Raw genomic sequence first — 24,833 nt, 5'->3', positions numbered from 1 at the left:
CAGCATGAAAAAGACACTTATTTCATTGTTAATCGTTGCTATCTCTAGCTTTAGTGCATTTGCAGCGCCAGTTAGTGGTCAAAAAGCACCCGAATTTAGCGGCAAAACCATGACAGGTGAAACAATCAGCTTGTCCGATTTTGTTGGCAAACCTGTTGTGCTTGAGTGGACCAATCATGAATGTCCATATGTTGGTAAGCATTATAATAGCGGTAATATGCAGAAAACGCAGCGTGCTTTAACTGAAGAGGGTGCGGTATGGATATCTATTGCTTCGTCAGCGCCCGGCAAGCATGGTTATATCACTGCCGACTTGGCACAGGAGTTAACCACGTCACGCGGTTCTTATACTAACCATTTCATTCTTGATCCTGAAGGCACAATTGGGCGTATGTATAACGCTACATCAACGCCTCATATGTACATTATTGATGAAAAAGGCACGCTTGTTTATCAGGGCGCGATTGATGATATTCCATCAGCATCAGTTCGTAGCCTTCCCAAAGCGACAAACTTGGTGCTGCAAGCTTGGAAAGAACTGAAGGCAGGCGAACCTGTTAGTGAGCCGCACACCAGTTCATATGGTTGCGCCATAAAATACTAGAGTTGTTCACACAGAGATGGAACGGCGCCTTATTGGGCGCCGTTTTTGTTTAAACGCAGGATTAAAGTTTCATTATTGAAGTTAACAGCTTGTTAAGTCTAATGAGCGACACTCTCGCCTAAGTAAAAACTTGTTTTTTAATTGGCACGGGTTTCATCAGGCTATGTTTTTAATCATTGGATTAATTGTTGTTTTAGGAATGGTAACGGGTGGCTTTGTGCTGTCTGGCGGTAATTTCACCATTATTGCTAAGGCCTTACCAACTGAAATGATGATGATCATGGGTGGGTCTATTGGTGGGTTCATCATGGGCAACTCTGGCGGTGTTCTTGGCGGCGCACTAAAAGGGCTTGGTTCGGTTATCAAGGGATCAAAGTGGAGCGCAGAAGATTATAAAGATCTACTGTGTCTCATGTTCCTTTTGGTGAAAACCATTCGCTCGAAAGGTGTGGTGGCCATTGAGGCCCATATTGAAAATCCGGAAGAGTCCAAAATTTTCCAACAGTTCCCCAAGATTGTCGAAGACCATCATGTGCTGGAATTTATCTGTGATTATATTCGTATGCTTACGATGAACTTTGACGATCCAAACTTGATGGAAGACGCGATGAATGCGGACCTTGAGCAACACCATAAAGAAGCTCATGAGCCACAGCATGCATTGCAGAATATGTCAGATGGATTGCCGGCAATCGGTATTGTTGCTGCAGTACTTGGTATCGTTAAAACCATGGGTGCTATCGCGGAGCCTGTTGAGGTGCTTGGTGGACTAGTGGGCGGTGCCTTAGTGGGTACTTTCCTTGGTATTTTCCTCTCTTACCTGCTGGTTGGCCCAATGGCGAACCGCCTTTCTCAGGTTTTGGATGAGGAAGCGTATTTCATGGAAATTATTAAGGTGGTTTTGGTTTCCCACCTGCATGGTAATGCACCGCAAATATCGGCTGAGCTTGGCCGAAGAACGGTACCTAGTCCTTTGATGCCCACTTTCCTTGAGCTAGAAGAAGCATTTGCAGAGTTGCCGCCTGACGTATAACGCATTTACCTAATCGGTAGATTGCATCCTGCCACAATTAAACGTTATAAAAGAACACACTCAAACTATGGGTGTGTTCTTTTATGTGAGTATCAAGGCAATGCAGAACCAACGGAAATTTAGGGTAGGGATACTCGGCGCTAGTGGCTACACAGGAGCTGATCTTGTAAGATTGTTGATCGCACACCCTCATATTGAAATTGTGTTGATGACAGCTGAACGTAAAGCCGGACTTCCAATCGCGCAGATATTTCCTCACCTTGGTACTTATGATTTGCCAGATTTAATAAGTATTGACGAAATAGAATGGCCCGCTGTTGAGTTAGATGTTGTTTTTTGTGCATTGCCACATGCAACTAGCCAACAGGTCATTAAGGGCCTGATGCATGCGACGGGTCATAGTTTGTTAGATGAGTTGTTGGTTGAAACACGTGCAGATATGGCAAACCAGATAGTTGGTGAGATCAAGGTGATTGATCTATCTGCCGATTTTCGCCTGCGCGACCCTAGTGTATACGCCAAGTGGTATGAACGTGAGCACACAGCCAAAAGCCTGCAGGCAAGTGCTATCTATGGTTTGCCAGAATGGTACCGTGAAGATATTCGCGGTGCAAAGCTTGTAGCGTGCCCGGGGTGCTACCCAACAGCGGCTCTTTTGTCACTTATGCCACTACTACACAGCGGTACCATTTTGCCCGATGATATTATTATTGATGCCAAGTCGGGCGTTTCTGGCGCAGGGCGGTCGTTGAAGGAAGCAAATCTGTTTGTCGAGGTTTCGGAAGCGATGCACCCATACGGTCTTGGTGCGCATCGGCATATGCCTGAGATTGAGCAGGAATTATCCGTAGCAAGCGGCAATGATGTAACGATTAGTTTTACACCGCATTTGGTGCCAATGAATCGCGGTGAGTTAGAGACAATATATGTGAAGCTTGCTGAAGGTGTTACTGTTGCTGATGTTAAAGCTAAGCTGAGCGCAGTGTATGCTGATGAGCCATTTGTGACTGTATTGCCGGGTAATGATGCGCCAGCAACGCGGATGGTGCGCGGTTCAAATCATTGCGTTATGAATGTCTTTGCTGATCGTATCAACGGGCGCGCCATTGTTGTCGCCGCAATTGATAACTTGGTAAAAGGCTCTTCAGGGCAAGCCATACAGAATATGAACCTGATGTTAGGTATCGACGAAACAACCGGCCTGATGCAGGCGCCGCTTTTCCCGTAATAGTTTTCCAAGAGTATAATCATGACCACAACTGCCATTTATAAAGACACCAAGCATGGTGGTCGTTTAACCTCATTTCAGGGTATTTGGCCAACGGTGGATGAGGGTGCATTTGTATTTCACGGTGCACAGGTGGTGGGAGATGTGTCTATCGGTGCAGGCGCAAGTATTTGGCATAACTGTGTGCTACGCGGTGATGTGAACAAAATAATGATTGGCACCCGTAGTAATATTCAAGACGGCACCATTATTCATGTAAGCACACGTACGTTTCCTACCATTATTGAAAACGATGTGTTGGTTGCTCATAAAGCGATGTTGCATGGTTGCCGCCTAGCCGACAATTCCTTTGTTGGTATGGGTAGTATGGTTATGGATAATGCGGTTGTTGAAACTGACGGTATGCTGGCTGCTGGCGCAATGCTGACGCCGGGAAAATGTGTTAAGCGCGGTGAATTATGGGCGGGAAGCCCTGCTAAGTTCGTGCGTTTTGTAAAAGATGCTGAAATCGAAAAAAACCGCAGTATGGCTGAACACTACCGTCAGCTTGCCGTGCAGCATAGTTATGATGCTGTAGGGGCTGTTGCACCGACACAGTATCCTTGAATTTTAACAAACTGTCTCTACATGTAGCGCGTTCATAAGCATTTGTTTATGAACCAGTATTTAATTGTAGTGAGAAAGTTTCGTAACCATGCCGCACATCCTCCCTGAACTCCCATATGCACAAACCGCTTTAGAACCTTATGTTTCTGCTGAAACGCTTAGCTTCCATTACGGTAAGCATCATAATGCTTATGTTGGCAAGCTGAATGCCTTGATTGAGGGTACAGAGTTTGAGGATATGTCTCTTGAAGATATTATCAAGGCAACAGCTGGTGTTGCTGCACATGCCGGTATTTTTAACAATGCTGCTCAAATATGGAACCATACTTTTTATTGGCACTCCATGACGCCTGATGGAGGCGGAAAGCCTACTGGTGCACTTGCAGAAATGATTGAGAGAGACTTTGGTGGCTACGATCAGTTTGTTGCTGCTTTTAAGGATGCTGGCGCTACACAGTTTGGCTCAGGTTGGGCATGGTTAGTTTATAAAGATAGCAAGCTGTCCGTTGTTAAAACGGCAAATGCTGAGTGTCCATTAACTGATGGTGTTATCCCATTGTTAACGATGGATGTATGGGAGCACGCTTATTACCTTGATTATCAAAATAAGCGCCCGGACTATATTCAAGTGTTTTTGGATAAGCTGGTAAATTGGAGTTTTGTTGAAGAAAACCTAAGTGCAGCAAAATAAAGGTACAAAAAAAGGGCCGAGTAATCGGCCCTTTTTCGTTAAGTATTGGTTAGCTTAAAATCCTGCAGCGCCGTTTTGTGCGCTGACCATGCAATAAAGCATTGGGATTGAAAGAAGAGTGTTTGTGCGACTGAATAGCATCGCCTTACGCGCGGCAGCAGGTTTAGCGTCTGCATCAGCCTCAACAATACCAAGGGCAATCTTCTGATTTGGCCATATAATGAACCATACGTTAAACCACATGATGATCGCCATCCACATGCCGATACCGATCAGTCGTGCACTTTCATCAAGCGTTAGCGCATCAATCAAATAGCCATTCACCATCGCAAGCACGAGGCCACTAATCAGTGTAAACATGGCGCCCCAGCGGAACCACCACAACGCGTTTGGTGCAATGTGCTTGCCAATAGCGGGCTTCATCTCATCTGGAATAGACGGCATAGTTGGTATTTGAACGAAGTTGAAATACCATAGTAAGCCAATCCACATTACACCTGACAGTACATGAATATAGCGTGCATAAAATGCAATATCATATGGATACCCGGATTGGCTAACCGCCAAAACCAACAGTATCATGATAACAAAACCTGCAATAACAGTGCTTTGTATCGACTCGAGAATTTTACCCATCAATATGCTCCCCTGGATGATCTCAATGTCAAACTGAACAAATCCTAATGATTTAATAGTAAATTAACAAGAGAAACCAAACGAAGCATACTGTTACATTTGGGTAAGCGGGCAAAATGCGTGAAGTAAATAATTCTAATATTTGCTATTTGGATAACGTGGTTGCGTTTTGAAGTCGTTGAGGTCATTTTGCCGCTATGGATAAGACCAGTGCAAATAATAGTTATTGCCGAGACATGGTGCGCGCAGATGATCGAGCGCGTTATGACACAACATTGTTTGCTCCGCGGCACCAGCGTGCGCCGCTTTGGGCGTTGTATGCTTTCAATCAGGAAGTTGCGAAAACGCGAGAGAGTGTCTCAGAATCGGCCTTGGGCGAAATTCGCCTGCAGTGGTGGCAGGATGCGATTGAGGAATTGAAATCTGGAAATTACCGAGAACATCCGGTTGTTGCAGAAATGAAGCAGCATTTGACTGAACCAGCGGTATTGAAATTGATGTCCGAGATTGTTAGTGCACGTAAAAACGATATGTATGATGACGGGCCAGCTGATACAATTGCATTGGCGACTTATGCGCGTAGTGTAGGTGGTGCTTTAAGCGAAGCTGCCGTAAGAGTTTGCGCTGAGAATAGTGAGCACCTTGACGCGGATGTTGTTGAAGCGGCACGTAAGTCTGGCAGTGCGTGGGCTATGATTGGTTTGGTGCGTGCCATACCATTCCACTGGGCAGCAAATCGTAATTTTGTTCCTGGTGATGATGGTAAAGCGGCACTTGCAACCACGAGTGCAGAAAAAATGTATGAGCTGGCTGCTTCTTCCATTTCTGAAATGATTACTTATGCCAAGAGAGAACAGGAAGCGTCTGCAAAGCTGGCTAATGACGCTTCTGCGAAAGTGAAACACATCTTTTTGTTAAATGCGCTATCCAATATTTATTTAAAAAATATGGCTGCAGCTGGTAATAATCCATTCAAGTACCAAGAACCGACCGACCTCAAGCGAATGTGGTCTTTGATGAAAGCATCAATTATCGGATGGTAATAAGCTTTATACCCTTGAGACAAAATAAAACCCGCAAGAATGACTTTTGGTCAATCTAGCAGGCTTTAACTTTAGAAAGTCGTTTAAGCGCTTATGTCAACATTTTCACCTACACCTGGTGCAGTTGAAGATGATTCAATTTCCTTACGCTCAATTTCAGAATCATCCGCGTTGCGGCGTTCTTGTGCTGCTGATTCCAGTGAACCAGAACGACCTGGCGCTGAAATGCTTTGCGCATTAGCAGACGAAGTACTTTGAATATCCACTTTACTTCTCCAATGCCATGCGCTTACCCATTACACACGGCTTCTCTCAGACATTGATAATATAGCCCAGAAAGAGTTAACTTTCTATTTGTAAGCCTAAAAGTCGCTGTTTTTCAGTGTTTTTACTGGGTTTTGTCACTTTTTTCTATTATTGCGAGCATTCTGTGTCGAAAAAAATAATTAAAATTTTATCCATTCGAATCAATTTGGCCGGTATTTTTGTGCTTCTTGCTGGCTGCGCCGCGCCGGTTCCAGAGAGGGCGATTGAGGATGTTGGACCCGTTACTGCATATGCCCGCAACGTATTGGCGGATGAAAATCCAGCTGGTCTTATAAGGTTGGGGGAAGGTTTTGAGCGCTCTGGTGATTATGTCGGTGCAAGGCGACTTTATGCACAAGCTATGGCAGTTGCGCCGGAGTTAATCGATGCACAAATTTCATATGCTCGGGCTAGTGCCAAAGTAGGGCGCGGTGATGAGGCTGTCGCAATTCTCATAAGTATTTTGAATAAAGCGCCTAACAATAGACAAGCGAACAGCACACTGGCCGCTATTCATGCTGAGGCTGCGCGTTACAAGTCTGCAGTAGATATTTTGGTGAAAATAGAAAACCCAACACCGCAGGAGTTGGTTGATTTAGGTAAAGTTTCATATGCACTAGGACTGCAGGATCGTGCGGTTGAGGCTTTCGCAAGCGCTATAAATGCAGCGCCTAATGATCCCGCAGTACTTGAAGCTGCCGCTTTGTCCTATGGTTTAAGCGGTAACTATGCGAGTGCGGTTGGGCTATTGAGTAGAGCCATGGACAATCCAGAACACACAAGTGCTGCACGAGCAAGCCTCGCCAAAATATATGCGCTTTCAGGACAACGTTCAGCTGCAGTGAATCTTGCACGCGGCGTTATGTCAGCAGAAGAAGTAAATAGACTAGAGTTCTTTTACCGTTTATTGCCACGATTTACACCGGCTGAACAGGCAGCTGCGCTGTATTTTAACCATATCCCAAAAGATGCAGTAGCTCGGTTATCGGGAAATGCGACCAATTGACTCTTGAACCAAACGGCACGCGCGGTTAAGCAATGCAGGTAAACCTTCAATTTGTGTTGATACAGGAAGATATGCGTTGAAAGACTGCAAAGACATGACAGAATTAAGGGCAGAGATTGATCGTGTCGATCGATTGATTGTACCGCTTTTGTTGGAGCGCATAAAATTAATTGCGCAAGCAGGGCATATCAAAGCTGATAGAGATGCCGTGCGTGACAATTGGCGCATAGAAGATGTGGTTTCAAAAGTTGTTGCCGAGGCAAAGAAACAAGCAGGTGACGTTGCTTATATAGAAGCGATTTATCGCCATTTGATTGAATATAGTATCAATCATGAATTCACGGTTTGGGATGACGTCAACGAATCTTGAGCTTCATCAAGTGAGCTTTGATATGCGTCACGTTATATCTAGCTAATCGTTATCAGTTTTGTTTTTTTCCGGTCTGTCACCCAACAGAAAACGAGGTCCTGCACCTTTGATGTTGGCGCGGTCTTCAGGGTTGTAAAGCTGACATGCTTTCAGAGACAAACATCCACAGCCAATACAGCTATCAAGTCTATCACGCATTGTTGTCATTGCAGTAATGCGTTGATCAAGGATACTGCGAAAACGTTCGCTTGTTGTTGCCCAGTCAGCTTTAGTGGGAGTGCGTCCATGTGGCAGGTCGGATAATTCATTGGCTATGTCCTGTATTGAAAAGCCGAGTTGTTGAGCAATTAATACAAAAGATAATCTACGCACATCTGAACGCAGGAAACGCCTTTGCCCACCGGCATTCCGAATGCAGCTGATTAAGCCTTTGCTTTCGTAAAACCGTATTGCAGAGACTGAAACGCCGACGCGTTCTGCCAGTTTTCCTATAGATATAAAGTCTGTTCCGCGCATTTCAGAATCTCTCAAAAAATATCTTGACCTCAAGTTAACTTGAGGAATTACGATCGCTAAATCAAGTACATAAATAAACTGAAAGAAGAAGATTATGCGTACAGGAATATTAGAGCATGTGAACTTAACAGTAACTGACCCTGGTAAAACAGCTGAAATGCTAAGTGTTTTATTTGATTGGAAAATACGCTGGAAAGGTCCATCCAGTTTAGGTGGTTTTACCGTTCATGTTGGCGCTGATTCCAGTTACCTTGCATTATATACGCCTACAAAAGACATGAAGCAGGGACCGTCTAAGGACTTGTCCGTTGGTGGGCTTAACCACATCGGTGTTGTTGTGGGTGATTTAGATGCTGTTGAAGCACGCGTTATAAAAGCCGGGTTTGAGCCTAATAATTATGGTGATTACGAGCCAGGCCGTCGTTTTTATTTCTATGATGATAACGGCATTGAGTTTGAGGTCGTAAGTTACACCTAACTAATTAGCTGGAACAAGACAGGCACACTGCTGCTGTAGGGTCTTGTTCCAGTCTTTTGCGAGGAATATCATCTCCGCATTTAAGGCAATAGCCATATTCACCTTCTTCAAGCCTACGTAACGCTGTTTCTATAGCAATTAATTTTTGTTTGCGGCGGGCGGCAATGGCATTGTTCATCGCTTGCCCTTGCATAGCATCGATGCGTGAGAGACGACCAACTCTAGATTGGTCAAGTTCGACCGTACCGCGTGCACCTGAACTGCCTGCATGCAATGCTTCCAGTTCGTGTTTTAACGCCAGAAGAAGTGTTTTCCAATGGTCATCCATATATCAAGTGTCACATGGCACCTTGCGTGGTGCAATGAATATCGTATTACCTGTGACATATATTGGTGAGAGGTTTTGATACCTCTCACCTTATCGATCAAAACTTTTGAGACCCTTTACCAAATTCTGGGTATGCTTCCATACCAAGCTCTGCAAGATCTGAACCGCGTTCTTCATCTTCAGGGGAAAGGCGAATACCGACCGAATATTTTAGTCCAAACCAGACGAGAGCACTTGTCACTGACACGAATAGGCCAACAGCTATTACTCCAGTAAGTTGAGATGAAAACGGTACTTCTGAGTTTGTAATAGGTACTGCTAGAGTGCCCCATATGCCGCATACTAAATGTACGGAGATTGCGCCAACTACATCATCAATCTTGAGCTTATCCAGAAAAGGTACAGCAAAAACAACAAGTGTTCCGCCAACAAGGCCGATTAATGTTGCTTCAATAGGCAGCGGTGTAAGTGGTTCAGCCGTGATGGAAACAAGGCCAGCAAGAGCGCCGTTTAGGACCATTGACAAGTCTACCTTTCCATAAACAAATTTTGTTGTCACAAGGGCTGCAACAGCACCACCTGCCGCAGCCATATTTGTGTTTACGAAGATATTAGAGATGGACACAGCATCAGCCACAGTACCAAGTGCGAGTTGTGATGCGCCGTTAAAGCCGAACCAGCCAAACCAAAGGATGAATGTACCAAGTGTGGCTAATGGCATGCTGGAGCCTGGCATGGGACGCGCTTGGCCATCCACATACCGTCCGAGGCGAGGGCCCAGAATTATGGCTCCCATCAACGCAGCCCACCCACCTGTTGAATGTACAAGCGTTGATCCGGCAAAATCTGAAAACCCCATTTGGTCGAGCCAACCGCCGCCCCATTCCCATGAGCCTTGTATAGGATAGATAAAACCAGCCAGAATAACGGTGAAAACAAGAAAAGGGAGTAACTTGATGCGCTCTGCTACAGTACCAGAGACAATTGATGCGGTTGTTGCAACAAAGACCATCTGAAAGAAGAAATCTGAACCTGCACCGTAACTTGCGGCGTTTACTTTGACATCAGCGGCGAGAGATGCGGCATCATCTGGCGACCATAAAGAGAAAAATGAACCAAAATACTGGCCTACATCTGCATACATTAAGTTGTAACCCATCAGCATCCACATGATGCAGGCAACTGCATATAAGGCGACATTTTTTACACATATTTCTGCAACGTTTTTAGACCGAACCAGTCCTGCTTCCAACATGGCGAAACCAGCGGCCATCCACATCACGAGCACACCACCGATCAGAAACAGGAGCGTATTGAAAATGTACGATGTGTCTGCATCAGCTGCCATTGCAGGCGTTGTTGCAAACATTGCAAAAGCTATCATGGGAATTTTGTTTTTGATTGAGTATTTAGTGAACATTGATAGGTACCTATTGTATTAAATTATAAGGCGTCGGTATTTGTTTCGCCTGTTCGCACACGAACGGCTTGTGCAAGGTCTAGAACAAAGACTTTTCCGTCACCGATCTGGCCTGTTTTTGCAGTGGTTTGGATGACTTCGATGATTTGTTCTGTCAGGTCAGCTGGGACAGCAATTTCCAGTTTCACTTTGGGCAAGAAGTGAATTTCATATTCCGCCCCGCGATAAATTTCTTTTTGACCGCGCTGGCGTCCATAGCCCTGAACTTCAGAAACGGTCATACCCGTAATGCCGATGTCTGCGAGGGCATCACGTACCGGGTCAAGGCGGTGTGGTTTAATGATGGCAATAATATAATTCATAACGCTCCCTGATCGTAACTTCATGATAAAGGCTCATGATCCGGGTGCTGTTTCGCATTAACCATGCCAACCAATAAGCGGTATATTTTTCAATATGTTAGATGTTTCATAAATCAAATTTAATGTTGATTTTGCCTAAAAATTAGAAGGTGATTAAAAATTAATCATTAAGATTAACTAATCACGACCATTCAGATAAACTCGTTCTAACTATGCCAACAAAATTGATACGTTGTTCAGTGGAGGCGTATTGTGTTGTGACAGGCTTGATATAGAAGGGTGTATTATATGAAAATATATGGGGACAAGATTTCAGGAAACTGCCTGAAGGTTAAATATGTCTGCGACTTGTTGAATATTTCATACAATTGGATTGATGTCGATGTGGTGGCTGGCGAAGCAAAGCGCCCTGAAATGGTCGCAAAAAACGCCGTTGGTCAGGTTCCATTCATTGAATTGGATGATGGTCGTACCTTGTCACAATCAAACGCTATTATGCGTTTCCTTTCAGAAGGTTCACACCTCATCCCCAATGATGGATATCAACGTGCGTTAATGGATCAGTGGTTGTTCTGGGAGCAATATAGCCATGAAACTGCTATTGCTGTTGCACGTTTTCAGGTTCGTTTTGCAGGAAAAGCAGTAACGGAACTAAATGAGGCATTGGTTGAAAAAGGCAACAGTGCTCTGGCTGTGATGGAAATGCACCTGAGCGAAGCTGACTGGTTTGTTGGCGATAGATTGTCGTTAGCTGATATTGCACTATTCGCATACACTCAGTACGCGGAAGAGGGTGGCTTTTCTCTATCCAGCAAACCATTTATCACCGCTTGGCTAAAACGTGTTCGTGAGGTTGTGCAATAAACTTAAACTGTTAATTTTGTTCTGATTCAGCTTTGCCTAACGCTAAAAAATACTCTTTCATATCTTGTTTGATCTCGGGAGCCATAATGTAAAGCCCGAGTAGATTGGGGATGGCCATAACAAAAATAAGCGCATCCGCAAATCCAAGAATAGCATCAAGTTTAACAGCAGCACCTATGATAATGAAAACGCAGAAGATGATACAAAACGTATATTCTTTGCCCCGGCTTTCGCCGAAAATGTATGTCCAGGCTTTGGTGCCATAGTAAGCCCAGGCAAGCATGGTTGAAAAAGCAAACATAAGTGCAGCAAAGGATAACGGTAACGGCGACCATGAAATGCTGTTTTCAAACGCAGCAGAAGTCATTTCAATGCCACTGAGGGGTCCATTCATCAATGTTTCAGTAGGGAATGACGTGACAAGGACTAACCCGGTTAATGAGCATATGACAACAGTATCAATAAAAGGTTCCAATAGAGCGACAAACCCTTCTGTCATGGGATTGTTTGTTTGCACCGCTGAGTGAGCAATAGCAGCAGAGCCGATGCCGGCTTCATTGGAAAAGGCGGCACGCTGGAAGCCAATAATCATAATACCAATAACACCGCCGGTCACTCCTTCCATTGTGAAAGCACCAACAAAAATAGCAGAGATGGCTCGTGGTAATTCTGCCGCGTTCATCATGATGACGATAAGTGCGCCAACGATATAGAGTAGGACCATAAACGGTACGAGTTTTGATGTCGTGCGAGCGATTGATTTAATGCCGCCGATGATAATAAGAGCAACGAAAACCGCTAGTGCCAAACCGACAAGCCAACCTTTGCCAATGAGGAAACTATCTGTCCCGCCTGTTACCTGCAGTAATTGGACATATGCCTGATTGGATTGAAACATGTTACCAATGCCAAGGCAGCCTATTACAATGCTGACCGCGTAGAATGAACCAAGAAATTTGCCTAATCTAGTATAACCACGTTTTTCCAAGCCAGACCTGAGATAATACATAGGTCCGCCTGAAACTGATCCGTCGTCGTTAATTTGTCGGTATTTAACACCGAGCGTACATTCAACGAACTTTGTCGTCATACCAATAAGCCCGGCAAACATTAACCAGAATATTGCACCTGGACCACCGAGTGAAACAGTGATCGCAACGCCTGCAATATTACCGATGCCTACTGTGCCTGAAACTGCTGCTGTTAAAGCCTCAAAATGGCTGATTTCACCGTCTACTTCTTTTTTTGTATGCTTTCCACTTACAAGCTCAATCGCATGCTTGAAGCCGCGAATGTTGATGAAGCCAAGGTAAATTGTGAAAAAACAAGCGCCGAATATCAACCAACAAACAATGAGAGGAACATCGGTGCCGTTTATATGTATCGAGTAAAATATGAAACTGGATACAGCATCCGTAAATGGTTGAACCACATTATTAATAGTGGTGTCTATATCATTGGCATTTGCGGGTGAGGCGATGATCATCACGGTGAAGACGGCAATGTAATGCCTGAGTAATTTAATGTATGACATAGCCTTCACTGTCACATTTATTTTTAGCTATGTATAGCTGTCGATTTTGCAACTTTGATATTGATTAAGATAGGTGACCTTCAAGAGTAGTTAAAGTTAGCTACTCTTAAGCGTGTCACCGTTAACTGTGATACGGTAGATCAATCGCTCATATTGCTCATAGTCATTAAGAGCAGCGTGTTGAACAATGCGGTTGTCCCACATAGCGACCATGCCTTTTTCCCAGCGAAAACGGCATTGAAAATCGATACGTGTGGCATGCGCACAAAGATATTCGATTAACGGTTGGCTTTCTTCAACGCTCCAGCCTTTAAAGTGGCTTGTGAACATGGAATTCACATAAAGCGCTTTCTTGCCCGTGACAGGGTGTTGAATAATAACGGGGTGTTCCACCGACTGTGTAACTATCTCGCTTTTCTTATACGAAATAGGTCCATCACCATCATATTTTTCAAGTGCAGAAGGTGATGTATATGCATCTTGCGCAGAATGAATAGCAACAAGCCCTTCGAGTGTTTCTTTCAGCCCCTCTGATAAGTGTTGGTATGCCAACTGTTGATTTGCAAACAGAGTATCACCGCCAACTGGTGGGATAATTTCGGCATACAAAATAGAGCCAAGGCTTGGCTTCTCAAAAAATGAGTTATCAGTGTGCCACCCCACGCCGAAACTTGCAGCTGTGCCTGCAGGCTTATGCATCTTGATAATTTCAGGGTGCTCATCCATGCCATTCACGATGGGGTGCACTTCAAGCGAACCAAAACGTTTGGCAAATCGGCTGTGTTCCCCAAAGGACAAATTTTGATTTCGAAATCCGATAGCACCGTATGTGAATAGTGCGTCCCGAATTTCTGTAAATTGCTCATCGCTGATATTCTCAGATAAATTCACACCCGAGATCATCGCGCCCATTGCGCCGGTTAGCTTTTCGATTTTTAATGTTTTGAAGTTTGTTTCAGTCACGATGAACTTCTCCATACCCTTGCAATATTATGCAGTGAAGTAAATACAGATCAAGGTAAGAGATGAGGCGTTAGAAACCAAGTTTTGCGTCCACCAATTGATTCAGGTTCAACTGCTGGCAGTTTTAGCTTGATAAAGGCGCCTGATGCATACTGCAGGCTGTTATTCGTCTATGATATATATGCCATCACGTTTCAATTCTTCAGCACTAGCTAAGCGTGCCTGATTGTGCGGTTTTTCACGGTACCATGTGTCTGGACTGTATGCTTGATCAGCGGAGCGCACTTTCAAAATGGTAAACATACCACCCATAGTGATGTAACCCATGGGGCCTTGGCCGCCGATCATCGGAATACTGTTGTCAGGTATGACCATGTGTCCTTTCTCAATATGAACACCATGATCGCCCATACCATTTGCGCCCATAATCATATTGTCAGGTAAAGCGTTGGACAATATCTTGCTCAACTCTTGAGGGTCAGTGCCTATTATGAGGTCGAGTTCGTGCCCCATCTGATTCATAACATGATGTGTCATGTGGCAATGCATGGCCCAGTCACCAGGGTTGTCCGCGACAAATTCAATAGTACGCGTTGCACCAGTTGGCACTAGAACCGTTGTTTCAGGCCATTGTGCAGCCTCAGGAATTGGACCGCCATCTGTTTCAGTGACATGAAAAGCATATCCGTGCAAATGGATTGGGTGATGGTCCATTGCAGACAGGTTTCCAAAGCGAATTCGGACGCGTTCTCCAAGCGTTGCTTGTAATGGTTCGGTACCAGGAAAGGCACGGGCGTTGAATGTGAGCACATTAAAGTCGGACATTTCGTTGGGGTCAGGTCTGTGTGTGCCGGGTTTGATGGACCATTCGCTCAGCATCATGACATAATCTCTGTCTGGCACAGGGTTAGCGGGCTGTCGTGGATGAATAACAATCATACCCATCATGCCCATGGCCATTTGAGTCATTTCGTCATGATGACTATGGTACATGAAGGTGCCGTGCTGTTTCAGCTTGAATTCATAAAAGAATGTTTCCTCCGGTTCGATGGGAGGTTGATTCAAACCGCCAACACCGTCCATACCACTTGGCAAAATTATACCATGCCAGTGCACGGTTGTGGGTGCTGGTAGACGATTGGTTACATATACACGTATTGTATCGCCTTCCATTGCCTCAATGGTAGGACCATGAACATGACCATTGTATCCCCAGCAGTTGGCGCTTAGCCCATCAGCAAAGCTATGCATAACTTCTTCTGCGATGAGGTGAAAAACTTTGACCCCATCCACCACTTTAAACGGTAGGGTGGCGCCATTTGGGGTAATAACTGGTTTATAGTCAATATCCGGTATTGCAGGTTTGTAGGTGTCTTCCGCGTTCACAGTTTGTGAAATTCCGATTGAGTGTTTCGCATTTGAACGGCCAGCAAGCATGCTGGTTAAAGACAGAGCACCGCCAATTCGAAACGTATCACGTCGTGAATAGGTCATTAGTGGCCTCCTTCTTTAGTTGTCATGTTACTACTCATCATATTTTCCGTGGTTGTGTTGGAGAGTGTAATGCCTGCAATCATTGCATTGGCGTCTAGCGTGGCCATTGAAAATTGGTATTGAATATCAATAGTTTGCATTTGTTTTTGGGTGAGCTCTCTGCGTGCACGCAGTAACATTAACGGACCGATCTGCATGGCATTGAGTTGGCTTTGATCAAATGCATAAGCGTTATCGGCATTGTTGATATAATTTTCAGTCATTCGGGCTGATGCCGCTTTTAATGATACAATATACTGATGCATCACATCGGCACGATTTCGAATGTATATATAGTAAGCTTTGTAACGGTAACTTGTAGCGTCTAACATTGCTTGTGCACGACCTGTGCGTACTTGCCCCCAATCAAATATTGGTACTGGTACTGTGACGGAAAAACCTTCACCTGCGCCGTCCTCCTCCCGCTCGTAAACGGCTTCAAGTTCAAGGTGTTCAAGCCATGCGGATATTTTGGCCAGTTTAAAGCGTGCTCCTAATGCCTTTAATTTTTGACGTTCGCCATTCAGCTTAAGGTTTGCTTCAATAGCGCCCTTAATGAAAGTGTCGGAATTCATATCAAAGGAAGTGTCAATTATATTGGTACTTGCGCTGACATTGGTGCTGAGAGGTGTGCCTGTTGAAGAAGCTAATGCTTCGCGTGCGTTAAGAACCAACAATTGTGCCTGAGTTTTTTGTACCAACGTTATATCTAGTACACCCATGTATTCTGCTAACATGCCGTCAGTGACATTGCCGGCATCGTGCAATAATTGGACAGTTTTGGCTCCAGCCTCGGCGATAATGAGCTGTTCGTTATAGAGGCGAAGCATTGCCTCGGCGCGCCATAGCCGTAGAAGGTTAGACTGCGCAGAGGTAATAGTGGTAATGATCGCTCGCGTTACGTTTGCTTGCATATTCTTGCGCTCATTTACAGCAGCTTTAACACGTTGATTACGCGTTAAGATGTGACCTACATCAAGAGCAAGCATAAAATCCAGGAGAGGCCGCATGCCATTCCCATTGAAAACAAATTCCCCTTGAAAGGTTGGATTAATGAGTAATCCGGCTTGCAATTCATCGGCGGAAGCAATGTTTAAGTCTTCCATGTAAGCTTGCAAACTGGGGTTATGTTGTAAGGCAGTTTTTATCACTTGATCGTAGGTTAGAGTACCAGATAACGGTGCTGCAGGTGGTAGTTCTCCAAAACGTTCAAGTGTATATGATGTGCGAGATCGAACATCGTCTTGCACTGTTTTTAACTGATTATCTTTTTGATACATACTGCACGCACTAAGGGCGATTGCACTTGCCATTGCGGCAAGATTTTTTGCTGAAGTCATGATTTGCCTCTTATGATTTGGGTTTGCCTTGATATGGCTAGCCTAAATCAGGAGACGGTCTCTGTTCTGAATGGGGCTTAGGTGCTTAAAGTGCCTTTGCTGCGCTTGCTTGGTATAAATAAGAAAACGAGTACGTTCTTCTACCACCTTTGCAGGTTGAACAGCGTAGAATGCTTTATTAATGTCACGTAAGATTTCGTTTTCTGACTGATGGGCTATGGTATCATTGGTAGTGCAGCAATCTTTACATGCGTAATCAAATGTAGTTTTAGCTTTGGACGATTGATCCTCATGACAGGCCGTATTTACTTGAAGGCGTTCACTAGAGGCATCTTGCGTTATTGTGCTGTTGTTATAATCAAACAATGAGCCGCATGGGCACATGTTGATTATGAGCAAAAACGTTAGTGCTATGCGAACAAAGTTAGGCAAATGAAATATTCTCCATGAAACCAATATTTACTTCTTATGTAAATTGAGAGTTATTGTCGAGAGAATGAATTATCACGTTTGCGATAGTAATGATCGCATTTCATAAATTAACTTTACATTTATGAAGTGGCGGGCAGGGTGGGATTCGAACCCACGAAGGACTTGCATCCTTGCCGGTTTTCAAGACCGGTGCATTCAACCGCTCTGCCACCTGCCCGGATAAGAAGATTGATTGAATCTGGAGCGGGTTTTAACGGCAGAATTTGCTGCCGTCCAGCCAAAACTTACCTTATCTGCAAATTCCTTCTTAAAAGCGTCGATAAATTACTGAATTTTGCATGAAAAACGATGTCATTCACCTTGCGCGTCGGTGCGGTAGTTGCTAGAAACTATGCATAGTTAGCCACAACATATCGGGGTTAAGGGATTTGTTGTGACTATATGTTTGTTTTAGTGTCTGCAGGTGAGCCTGCACTCAAAGGGGTTATAGCTGGTGAGCGATAACACACCAATTCCGCCACAAGAGCGCGATATTCAGTCAATTAAAATTGAAGACGAGATGAAGGCTTCGTACCTCGATTACGCTATGAGCGTAATCGTATCACGCGCGCTGCCTGATGTGCGAGACGGCCTTAAGCCGGTTCATCGTCGCATTCTCTTCTCGATGCATGAAAATGGCTATGAGTGGAACAAGCCGTTCCGTAAGTCTGCGCGTATTGTCGGGGATGTGATGGGTAAATATCACCCACACGGTGATAGTGCCATCTATGACGCTCTCGTGCGCATGGCGCAGGATTTTTCTATGCGCGCGCCGCTTGTGGACGGGCAGGGTAACTTTGGCTCTATGGACGGTGATAACGCTGCAGCTATGCGTTATACTGAAGCCCGGATGGCAAAAGTTTCATCTGTCTTGCTTGGTGATATTGATAAAGATACGGTCAATTTTCGCCCTAACTACGATGAAAGTGAACACGAGCCTGTTGTTCTTCCCGCACGGTTCCCAAACCTGCTGGTGAACGGTGGTACGGGTATTGCTGTTGGTATGGCAACCAATATACCGCCGCATAACTTGCATGAAGTTATTAACGGCGTGTTTGCGCTAATCGATGACCCGGATATCGACACCGCTGGTTTGATGGAGCATGTAAAAGGGCCGGATTTGCCAACAGGTGCCAGCATTCTTGGCATAAGTGGCATTAGGCAAGCTTATGAAACGGGTAAAGGCTCGATTACAATCCGAAGCAAAACCCATGTAGAGGAAATTCGCAAAGACCGCGAAGCGATTGTCATCACTGAAACACCTTTTCAGGTGAACAAGTCTTCCATGATTGAGAAGATTGCTGAATGCGTTCAGACTAAGCGTATCGAAGGTATTTCTGATATTCGCGACGAGAGTGACCGGGATGGTGTGCGGGTCGTCATTGAGCTTAAGCGTGATGCAGTTGCTGACGTTGTTTTGAACCAGCTTTATCGATTCACACAAGTGCAAACCAGCTTCGGCATCAATATGCTTGCTATTAATGGTGGCAAGCCGGAGCAGTTGACGCTTAAGGGTGTTTTGCGCGCTTTCATTGACTTCCGTGAAGAAGTGATCACGCGTCGTACGAAGTTTGAGCTGGCAAAAGCACGAGACCGTGCGCACCTGATGGTTGGTTTGGTAACGGCGGTTGCTAATATTGATGAAGTGGTTGCCATTATACGCGGGGCTAGTTCTCCGGCTGCCGCGCGAGAAGCGCTAGGTGCCAAACGTTGGGATTCTGCTGAGATATTGCCTTATCTTGAGTTGATCAACGAGGCAGGTCGGATCAATGATGATGGTACGTTCCAGCTTTCTGAGTTACAAATCAAAGCTATTCTTGACCTTCGTTTACACCGTCTAACAGCACTTGGCCGTGATGAAATTGGCGGCGAACTTGAAGAACTTGCAGAAAAAATAAGAGGTTTTCTCGAAATTCTACAATCGCGTGAGCGTTTGTATGAAGTATTACGCGCGGAGTTGTTGGCTGTTCAGGAAGAATTTGGCAATGATCGCCGTACCGAGATTGATACTCATACGATAAGCTCCTTCGAAGATGAAGACCTGATTGCACGCGAAGATATGGTCGTAACCGTTACACATTCTGGTTATATCAAACGTGTGCCTTTATCGACATACCGCGCTCAACGCCGCGGTGGTAAAGGCCGTTCTGGCATGCAGACTAAGGATGAGGATTTCCTCTCTACAGTGTTTGTTGCCGATACGCACACGCCGGTATTGTTCTTCTCTAACCTTGGTCAAGTATACAAGATGAAGGTTTGGAAACTGCCGGTGGGCAGCCCTACATCCAAAGGTAAGGCTGTTATCAATCTTCTGCCGCTAAAACAGGACGAAACCATTGCAACGATCCTGCCATTGCCTGAAGACGAAAGTACATGGGGTAATTTGCATGTAATGTTCGCTACGGCGAAGGGTAATGTGCGTCGTAATTTGCTGTCTGATTTCTCTAACGTTATGGCAAATGGTAAAATTGCGATCCGTTTCTCGGATGAAGATGATAAATTGATTGGTGTCGATGTTTGCACCGAAGATGATCATATTCTCATGGCGGCTAAAGGTGGTCGAGCGATTCGTTTCAAAGCGACCGATGTTCGCTTGTTCGCTGGTCGTACATCGACCGGTGTGCGCGGTATGAAGTTTGCTGAAGGCGACGAAGTTGTATCCATGTGCGTAATTAATGGCACAAACGCTACAACTGAAGAGCGCGACGCATACCTGAGGGCTGCTGCGTGGAAGTCTGAACCTGGTGAGCAAACTCTAAGTGATGAATTAACCGCAACTATGCAAGCATCAGAGCAGTTCATCATTACAATTACGAATGGTGGTTTTGGTAAACGCACTAGTACTTACGAGTATCGAATTACCAATCGTGGCGGGCAGGGCATATGGAATGTACCCTCAGATGCTGGTATGCGCGCTCAGATTGGTGATGTGATTGCAGCTTTCCCGATTACAGAAGGTGAGCAATTGATGATGGTTACCGATCAAGGCAAGCTTATCCGTACACCTGTATTTGATGTGCGTATTGCCAGCCGGAACACTAAAGGTGTTACGCTGTTTAAGGTTGCTGATGATGAAAAAATTGTTTCAGTTGCCAAGCTTCAGGACGATGAGGAAGAAGATGCTGATGAGGCGCTGACAGATGGTGTAGAAGTAGCTACTGATGAAAATAAAAACTCCGAAAATAATTCGGAAGAATAATTATTATAAATGGTTAGCCTTTTTTGCTTATGTAAAACATTAGGTTAACCATTTATGAAGAGCATTAACAGCGCACCAGTGGCAAGCACGCTGCCGGCAATTTTATTTGTAAATGCTAGTTTATCCTTGTGCTTCAAGAATTGCCGCGCTTTGTTAGCTGTAAACACCCAGCCCATATCCATAATAAAGCTGATAATCAGAAATGTGATAGATAATACAATTAGCTGATTTGCAAGCGGTAGTTCATCACTTACAAATTGTGGAAAGAAGGCGGCAAAAAACAATATTGTTTTTGGGCTGGTTGACGCAATTAACAATGATTTCCTGAAGCTTCTTAGAAAAATAGATTGTGATTTGTTTGCTGTCTTAGTTTGATTGGTTAAATCAGGCGAGTGTCTGTATGCAGTCCACGCCAAATAGAATAGATATGCGGCGCCCAGATAACGGATGCTATCAAGGATTATGGCTGGGAGCGCGGCGATACTGGCAAAACCAAAAAAGTTAATGGCTAAATAAATTATTGATACTAACTGCGCACCCATTGCGACTGCCACGCCGTTTGAATGACTGCCACGCAAGGTCTCTGATACAATCAGGCTTACGATTGGGCCGGGCGTAAAGATAAATCCAACGGTCGCCAGAATAAATAACACATATAACAACGGGTCAATTGGTAGCATTGATGTATCTCTTGGTCGTTGCGATCAGAATTTGGTGAAAAACCTTGTTTTTTCACACATATTCAGGAATGTTGACTGAAAGCAAATTAAATAGCCTCCTTGCAAAGGAATCCCTATGGCGAAGCAACGCATTGGTATTTACCCAGGAACATTTGACCCTATTACTAATGGGCACCTGGATATTATAAAGCGTGGTCTTCGTTTAGTAGACAAGCTTGTGATTGGTGTTGCAACTAACCCAAGCAAAGATCCGATGTTTTCATTATCCGAGCGTGTTGCAGTTGTTGAGCGTGAAACGCACGATATGGCTAAAGTTGCAGGCGTTGAAATTGATGTTATGCCGTTCGATGAATTGTTAATGAAATTCGCTGAACGTGTAGGTGCGGATATCATTATTCGTGGATTAAGAGCTGTTGCCGATTTTGAATATGAGTTTCAAATGACAGGTATGAACTATCAAATTAACCCGAATATAGAGACGGTGTTTTTGATGGCTGATCCCAGATATCAAACCATTGCATCACGGCTTGTTAAAGAAGTAGCAAGATATGATGGCAATATTGAAGCTTTTGTGCCGTCCATGGTTGCAAGTGAAGTTGTTAAAAGAGTAAACGAATCAAAAGTTTAATAAAGTTTAGCAATCTAATTTTAGTGTATAAGTAATGAATAATCTCGACGTTTTGGGAATATTCAAGTTTAAACGAGCATACGATATGAAACAGTTTTTAATTATTATTTCAACGATGATAGGTTTGATAATGAGCGAAGCAAGTAATGCGCAGGATATTGAGTTGAATCTGGACAAAGATAATACGCTGTATATGGATTTGGAATTTGGACGTGTCATCATTGCCATGCGTCCAGATATTGCCCCTAAGCATGTTACACGCATTAAAGAGCTTGCCCGTGAAGGCTTTTATGACGGGTTAACGTTCCACCGTGTTATTGAAGGCTTTATGGCTCAAGGGGGGGACCCACTTGGCACTGGAACTGGCGGATCAGGTGTTAATATACCTGCAGAATTTAATGATGTTCCACATCTGCGCGGTACAACTTCAATGGCACGTGCAAATGATCCCGATAGCGCAGATAGCCAGTTTTTCATATGCTTCACACGCTGTAATGCGCTGGATAATAGTTACACTGTGTGGGGGCGGGTTGTTAGTGGCATGGAGTTTGTCGACATGATCCAACGTGGCGAGCCACCAAGAAACCCAACCAAAATGTTGAAAGTGCAAGTTGCGGCTGATGTTGACAAGTAACACTTAGAACACTCTGCGCAGTTTGAATTGGCTAAAAATGAGCAGCAGCTGGCTTCATTAATACATTTGCTTGTCCTTGGCTTTGGCTTCGGTTAAAAGCCGCGTCATGAACATAGAGCTATTTGATTTTGATCTTCCAAAGGAATCTATCGCGTTGCGCCCAGTGGTGCCGCGCGATAGCGCACGTATGCTTGTCGTTGGGCAGCACCCGGTATTGCAAGATCAAACGGTAACAGACTTACCTGATTTTCTGGAAGCTGGAGATGTTTTGGTTTTCAATGATACGCGCGTAATACCGGGCCGGTTAACTGGACGTCGTGGTGAAGCCAAAATCGAATTGACACTACATAAACGTGAAAGTGCAACAACGTGGCGTGTCTTTGCGAAGCCAGCACGGAAGGCCCGCGAAAATGATATTATTGATTTTGATGGTTTGAAAGCAACAGTGATTGCTGTTGGTGAAGAAGGCGAGCGCACTGTTCGATTCGATATCCCGGGTGTGGAAATGAGCAGCGCGCTTGAAGCACACGGCGTTATGCCTTTGCCGCCATATATTGCCTCACAACGCCCTGTCGATGAGCAAGATAAAATAGATTATCAGACTATATACGCAAGGTCTGATGGTGCTGTTGCTGCGCCTACCGCGGGTTTGCATTATACGCCCGAGTTGATTTCCCGGCTGGATGCAAAGGGCATAAAACGCGCCGTAATTACACTGCACGTAGGTGCCGGTACTTTCTTGCCCGTAAAGGTTGATAATACCGATGATCATAAAATGCATAGTGAATGGGGTGAGATAACACCTGAAACTGCATCAGTGTTGAACACTGCGCGCGGTCGCGGCAAACGTATTGTTTCGGTTGGTACAACGTCTCTACGGTTGCTGGAAAGTGCAGCTGATGAAGTGGGTATTATTCATCCTTTTTCAGGCGATACAGATATTTTTATTAAACCCGGCTATCGATTTAAGGCTGTTGACGCTTTGATGACCAATTTTCATTTACCTAAATCGACACTTTTCATGCTTGTTTCTGCTTTCGCTGGATTAGACGTTATGCAGGAAGCTTATAAGCATGCGGTGAATGGTGATTATCGGTTTTATTCATACGGGGATAGCAGCCTTTTATTTCCTGCAGGCGATACAAAATGAACGAACGTTTCAAGCTTAATATTACTGCCACAGACGGTGCAGCACGCACAGGCAGCATTCAAATGTTGCGAGGCGAAATTAGAACGCCAGCGTTTATGCCAGTTGGTACTGCCGGGACTGTTAAGGCAATGCTGCCTGAGAATGTCCGTGCTACAGGTGCGGATATTTTGCTTGGCAATACCTATCATTTGATGTTGCGGCCAACTGCTGAACGTGTTGCACACCTTGGCGGACTTCATAAATTTATGAACTGGGACCGACCGATATTGACAGATTCAGGTGGCTTTCAGGTTATGTCTTTAACTGAGCTGCGGAAAATGACGGAAGAAGGCGTCACTTTCCGATCCCATCTTGATGGTAGTAAAATATTGCTGACGCCAGAGCGTTCTATGGAAATCCAGCGTTTGCTTGGGTCCGACATTGTTATGGCGTTTGATGAATGTACACCATTCCCAGCCACAGAAGATGAAGCACGCAAGTCGATGGAATTATCTATGCGATGGGCACAGCGTTCACGTGATGGCTTCGATAGCGGTGATGAACATGCTGCGCGTTCTGCATTATTCGGCATTGTTCAGGGCGGTGTATATGAAGAGCTGCGATTCCGTTCAATTGATGCACTGACAGATATTGGCTTTGATGGTTATGCCGTTGGCGGCCTTGCTGTTGGTGAAGGTCAGAAAACGATGTTTGAGGTTCTGGATTTTACAATGCCTCGCATGCCAAAGGATGCACCGCGGTATTTAATGGGTGTTGGAAAGCCTGATGACATTGTAGGCGCTGTTGAACGCGGCATTGATATGTTTGACTGTGTCATGCCGACCCGTTCCGGGCGTACCGGGCAGGGCTTTACATGGCGTGGTGCCATCAACATGAAGAACGCTCGCCATAAAGATGATGATCGCCCGATTGAGGCGTCTTGCAGTTGTCCCGCTTGTACACAGTATAGCCGAGCGTACATTCACCACCTCATTCGAGCAGGTGAAATATTAGGTGCGATGTTGCTTACATGGCATAATTTGCAATTCTATCAGGATTTGATGGAAGGTTTGCGTAACGCTATTGCAGAAGGAAATTTGACACAGCATGCTGCTAATTTCCGAGAAACGTATACTCTTGGTGATATAGACCCTCTATAGATTTATAGCTGATCAATTTACCTCACGAATCAAACGACTGAACTCTATAACCAAGCTTTAGCGGCCTATAT

General features: G+C 44.8%; 26 protein-coding genes and 1 tRNA gene. 15 read left to right on the top strand and 12 right to left on the bottom strand.

Annotated features, from left to right (window positions below; translation table 11 throughout):
• Positions 1-4: 4 nt before the first annotated feature.
• The 5 genes from OEU88_RS11075 (at position 5) to OEU88_RS11055 (ending at position 4,162) form a co-directional block, all read left to right on the top strand.
• A complete protein-coding gene (locus OEU88_RS11075; RefSeq protein WP_262695234.1) occupies positions 5-604 on the top strand; it encodes a redoxin domain-containing protein in 600 nt (199 codons plus the stop codon).
• Positions 605-767: 163 nt separating this feature from the next.
• Complete coding sequence (gene motA / locus OEU88_RS11070; RefSeq protein ID WP_262695233.1) at positions 768-1,637, top strand: flagellar motor stator protein MotA; 870 nt, start codon at positions 768-770, stop codon at positions 1,635-1,637.
• Between the two features lie 100 nt (positions 1,638-1,737).
• Positions 1,738-2,865 carry an N-acetyl-gamma-glutamyl-phosphate reductase gene (gene argC, locus OEU88_RS11065; protein WP_262695232.1) on the top strand — a complete coding sequence of 376 codons (1,128 nt, stop codon included), beginning with the start codon at positions 1,738-1,740 and terminating at the stop codon, positions 2,863-2,865.
• Positions 2,866-2,886: 21 nt separating this feature from the next.
• Entirely contained in the window at positions 2,887-3,471 is a 585-nt protein-coding gene (locus tag OEU88_RS11060; RefSeq protein WP_262695231.1) for a gamma carbonic anhydrase family protein, read from the top strand.
• An 88-nt stretch (positions 3,472-3,559) separates the two neighbouring features.
• Positions 3,560-4,162, top strand: coding sequence for a superoxide dismutase (locus OEU88_RS11055; protein ID WP_262695230.1), 603 nt, complete (start codon positions 3,560-3,562; stop codon positions 4,160-4,162).
• Positions 4,163-4,216: 54 nt separating this feature from the next.
• Here OEU88_RS11055 and OEU88_RS11050 read toward each other — a convergent pair whose 3' ends face one another.
• Positions 4,217-4,798, bottom strand: coding sequence for a urate hydroxylase PuuD (locus OEU88_RS11050; protein ID WP_262695229.1), 582 nt, complete (start codon positions 4,796-4,798; stop codon positions 4,217-4,219).
• Between the two features lie 197 nt (positions 4,799-4,995).
• Between OEU88_RS11050 and OEU88_RS11045 the strand changes: the two genes are divergently transcribed.
• A complete protein-coding gene (locus OEU88_RS11045; protein WP_262695228.1) occupies positions 4,996-5,841 on the top strand; it encodes a phytoene/squalene synthase family protein in 846 nt (281 codons plus the stop codon).
• Positions 5,842-5,924: 83 nt separating this feature from the next.
• On the opposite strand, the gene OEU88_RS11040 is transcribed toward OEU88_RS11045, so the two are convergent.
• Positions 5,925-6,107 carry a hypothetical protein gene (locus OEU88_RS11040; RefSeq protein ID WP_262695227.1) on the bottom strand — a complete coding sequence of 61 codons (183 nt, stop codon included), beginning with the start codon at positions 6,105-6,107 and terminating at the stop codon, positions 5,925-5,927.
• Positions 6,108-6,271: 164 nt separating this feature from the next.
• On the opposite strand from OEU88_RS11040, the gene OEU88_RS11035 reads away from it, so the two are divergent.
• Complete coding sequence (locus tag OEU88_RS11035; RefSeq protein ID WP_262695226.1) at positions 6,272-7,153, top strand: tetratricopeptide repeat protein; 882 nt, start codon at positions 6,272-6,274, stop codon at positions 7,151-7,153.
• 94 nt (positions 7,154-7,247) lie between these two features.
• Positions 7,248-7,523: a chorismate mutase gene (locus OEU88_RS11030; RefSeq protein ID WP_262695225.1), complete on the top strand. Its 276-nt coding sequence runs from the start codon at positions 7,248-7,250 to the stop codon at positions 7,521-7,523.
• Positions 7,524-7,565: 42 nt separating this feature from the next.
• On the opposite strand, the gene soxR is transcribed toward OEU88_RS11030, so the two are convergent.
• Positions 7,566-8,039: a redox-sensitive transcriptional activator SoxR gene (soxR, locus tag OEU88_RS11025; protein WP_262695224.1), complete on the bottom strand. Its 474-nt coding sequence runs from the start codon at positions 8,037-8,039 to the stop codon at positions 7,566-7,568.
• Positions 8,040-8,133: 94 nt separating this feature from the next.
• On the opposite strand from soxR, the gene OEU88_RS11020 reads away from it, so the two are divergent.
• The gene (locus tag OEU88_RS11020) at positions 8,134-8,517 is read left to right on the top strand and encodes a VOC family protein (protein WP_262695223.1); all 384 of its coding nucleotides are present in this window, start codon (positions 8,134-8,136) and stop codon (positions 8,515-8,517) included.
• 4 nt (positions 8,518-8,521) lie between these two features.
• On the opposite strand, the gene OEU88_RS11015 is transcribed toward OEU88_RS11020, so the two are convergent.
• The 3 genes from OEU88_RS11015 to OEU88_RS11005 all read right to left on the bottom strand — a co-directional run bounded on the left by OEU88_RS11015 (position 8,522) and on the right by OEU88_RS11005 (position 10,627).
• The gene (locus OEU88_RS11015; RefSeq protein WP_262695222.1) at positions 8,522-8,845 is read right to left on the bottom strand and encodes a TraR/DksA family transcriptional regulator; all 324 of its coding nucleotides are present in this window, start codon (positions 8,843-8,845) and stop codon (positions 8,522-8,524) included.
• 97 nt (positions 8,846-8,942) lie between these two features.
• Entirely contained in the window at positions 8,943-10,265 is a 1,323-nt protein-coding gene (locus OEU88_RS11010; RefSeq protein ID WP_262695221.1) for an ammonium transporter, read from the bottom strand.
• Between the two features lie 23 nt (positions 10,266-10,288).
• Positions 10,289-10,627, bottom strand: a complete 339-nt coding sequence (locus tag OEU88_RS11005) for a P-II family nitrogen regulator (protein ID WP_262695220.1) — start codon at positions 10,625-10,627, stop codon at positions 10,289-10,291.
• Between the two features lie 288 nt (positions 10,628-10,915).
• Here OEU88_RS11005 and OEU88_RS11000 point away from each other — a divergent pair, with 288 nt between their 5' ends.
• Positions 10,916-11,491 (top strand): glutathione S-transferase family protein, encoded by a 576-nt coding sequence (locus tag OEU88_RS11000; protein ID WP_262695219.1) that lies wholly within the window; start codon positions 10,916-10,918, stop codon positions 11,489-11,491.
• A gap of 10 nt (positions 11,492-11,501) precedes the next feature.
• Here OEU88_RS11000 and OEU88_RS10995 read toward each other — a convergent pair whose 3' ends face one another.
• The 5 genes from OEU88_RS10995 to OEU88_RS10975 all read right to left on the bottom strand — a co-directional run bounded on the left by OEU88_RS10995 (position 11,502) and on the right by OEU88_RS10975 (position 17,510).
• Positions 11,502-13,025, bottom strand: a complete 1,524-nt coding sequence (locus tag OEU88_RS10995; protein WP_262695218.1) for an alanine/glycine:cation symporter family protein — start codon at positions 13,023-13,025, stop codon at positions 11,502-11,504.
• Positions 13,026-13,121: 96 nt separating this feature from the next.
• A complete protein-coding gene (locus OEU88_RS10990) occupies positions 13,122-13,988 on the bottom strand; it encodes a TauD/TfdA dioxygenase family protein (RefSeq protein WP_262695217.1) in 867 nt (288 codons plus the stop codon).
• A 162-nt stretch (positions 13,989-14,150) separates the two neighbouring features.
• Positions 14,151-15,482, bottom strand: coding sequence for a multicopper oxidase family protein (locus tag OEU88_RS10985; protein ID WP_262695216.1), 1,332 nt, complete (start codon positions 15,480-15,482; stop codon positions 14,151-14,153).
• Complete coding sequence (locus tag OEU88_RS10980) at positions 15,482-16,861, bottom strand: TolC family protein (RefSeq protein WP_262695215.1); 1,380 nt, start codon at positions 16,859-16,861, stop codon at positions 15,482-15,484. The genes OEU88_RS10985 and OEU88_RS10980 overlap by 1 nt, the downstream gene beginning before the upstream one ends.
• Positions 16,862-17,420: 559 nt before the next feature.
• Positions 17,421-17,510 (bottom strand) — tRNA-Ser (locus OEU88_RS10975).
• Between the two features lie 276 nt (positions 17,511-17,786).
• Between OEU88_RS10975 and gyrA the strand changes: the two genes are divergently transcribed.
• The gene (gyrA, locus tag OEU88_RS10970) at positions 17,787-20,531 is read left to right on the top strand and encodes a DNA gyrase subunit A (RefSeq protein ID WP_262695214.1); all 2,745 of its coding nucleotides are present in this window, start codon (positions 17,787-17,789) and stop codon (positions 20,529-20,531) included.
• Between the two features lie 44 nt (positions 20,532-20,575).
• On the opposite strand, the gene OEU88_RS10965 is transcribed toward gyrA, so the two are convergent.
• Positions 20,576-21,211, bottom strand: a complete 636-nt coding sequence (locus OEU88_RS10965) for a LysE family translocator (RefSeq protein ID WP_262695213.1) — start codon at positions 21,209-21,211, stop codon at positions 20,576-20,578.
• Positions 21,212-21,326: 115 nt separating this feature from the next.
• Here OEU88_RS10965 and coaD point away from each other — a divergent pair, with 115 nt between their 5' ends.
• From coaD to tgt, 4 genes are all read left to right on the top strand, one after another.
• Positions 21,327-21,839 carry a pantetheine-phosphate adenylyltransferase gene (coaD, locus tag OEU88_RS10960; RefSeq protein ID WP_262695212.1) on the top strand — a complete coding sequence of 171 codons (513 nt, stop codon included), beginning with the start codon at positions 21,327-21,329 and terminating at the stop codon, positions 21,837-21,839.
• A gap of 85 nt (positions 21,840-21,924) precedes the next feature.
• Positions 21,925-22,473 (top strand): peptidylprolyl isomerase, encoded by a 549-nt coding sequence (locus tag OEU88_RS10955; RefSeq protein WP_262695211.1) that lies wholly within the window; start codon positions 21,925-21,927, stop codon positions 22,471-22,473.
• A 106-nt stretch (positions 22,474-22,579) separates the two neighbouring features.
• Positions 22,580-23,623 carry a tRNA preQ1(34) S-adenosylmethionine ribosyltransferase-isomerase QueA gene (queA, locus tag OEU88_RS10950; protein ID WP_262695210.1) on the top strand — a complete coding sequence of 348 codons (1,044 nt, stop codon included), beginning with the start codon at positions 22,580-22,582 and terminating at the stop codon, positions 23,621-23,623.
• Positions 23,620-24,762, top strand: a complete 1,143-nt coding sequence (tgt, locus tag OEU88_RS10945) for a tRNA guanosine(34) transglycosylase Tgt (RefSeq protein WP_262695209.1) — start codon at positions 23,620-23,622, stop codon at positions 24,760-24,762. The genes queA and tgt overlap by 4 nt, the downstream gene beginning before the upstream one ends.
• The last annotated feature ends 71 nt before the right edge of the window (positions 24,763-24,833 follow it).

Origin of the sequence: Kordiimonas aquimaris, assembly GCF_025574485.1 — a bacterium.
In the GTDB taxonomy this organism is placed as follows: Bacteria; Pseudomonadota; Alphaproteobacteria; order Sphingomonadales; family Kordiimonadaceae; genus Kordiimonas; species Kordiimonas aquimaris.
Note: the sequence above shows the minus strand (reverse complement) of the source record. Positions and strands in the feature narration are given on the sequence as shown.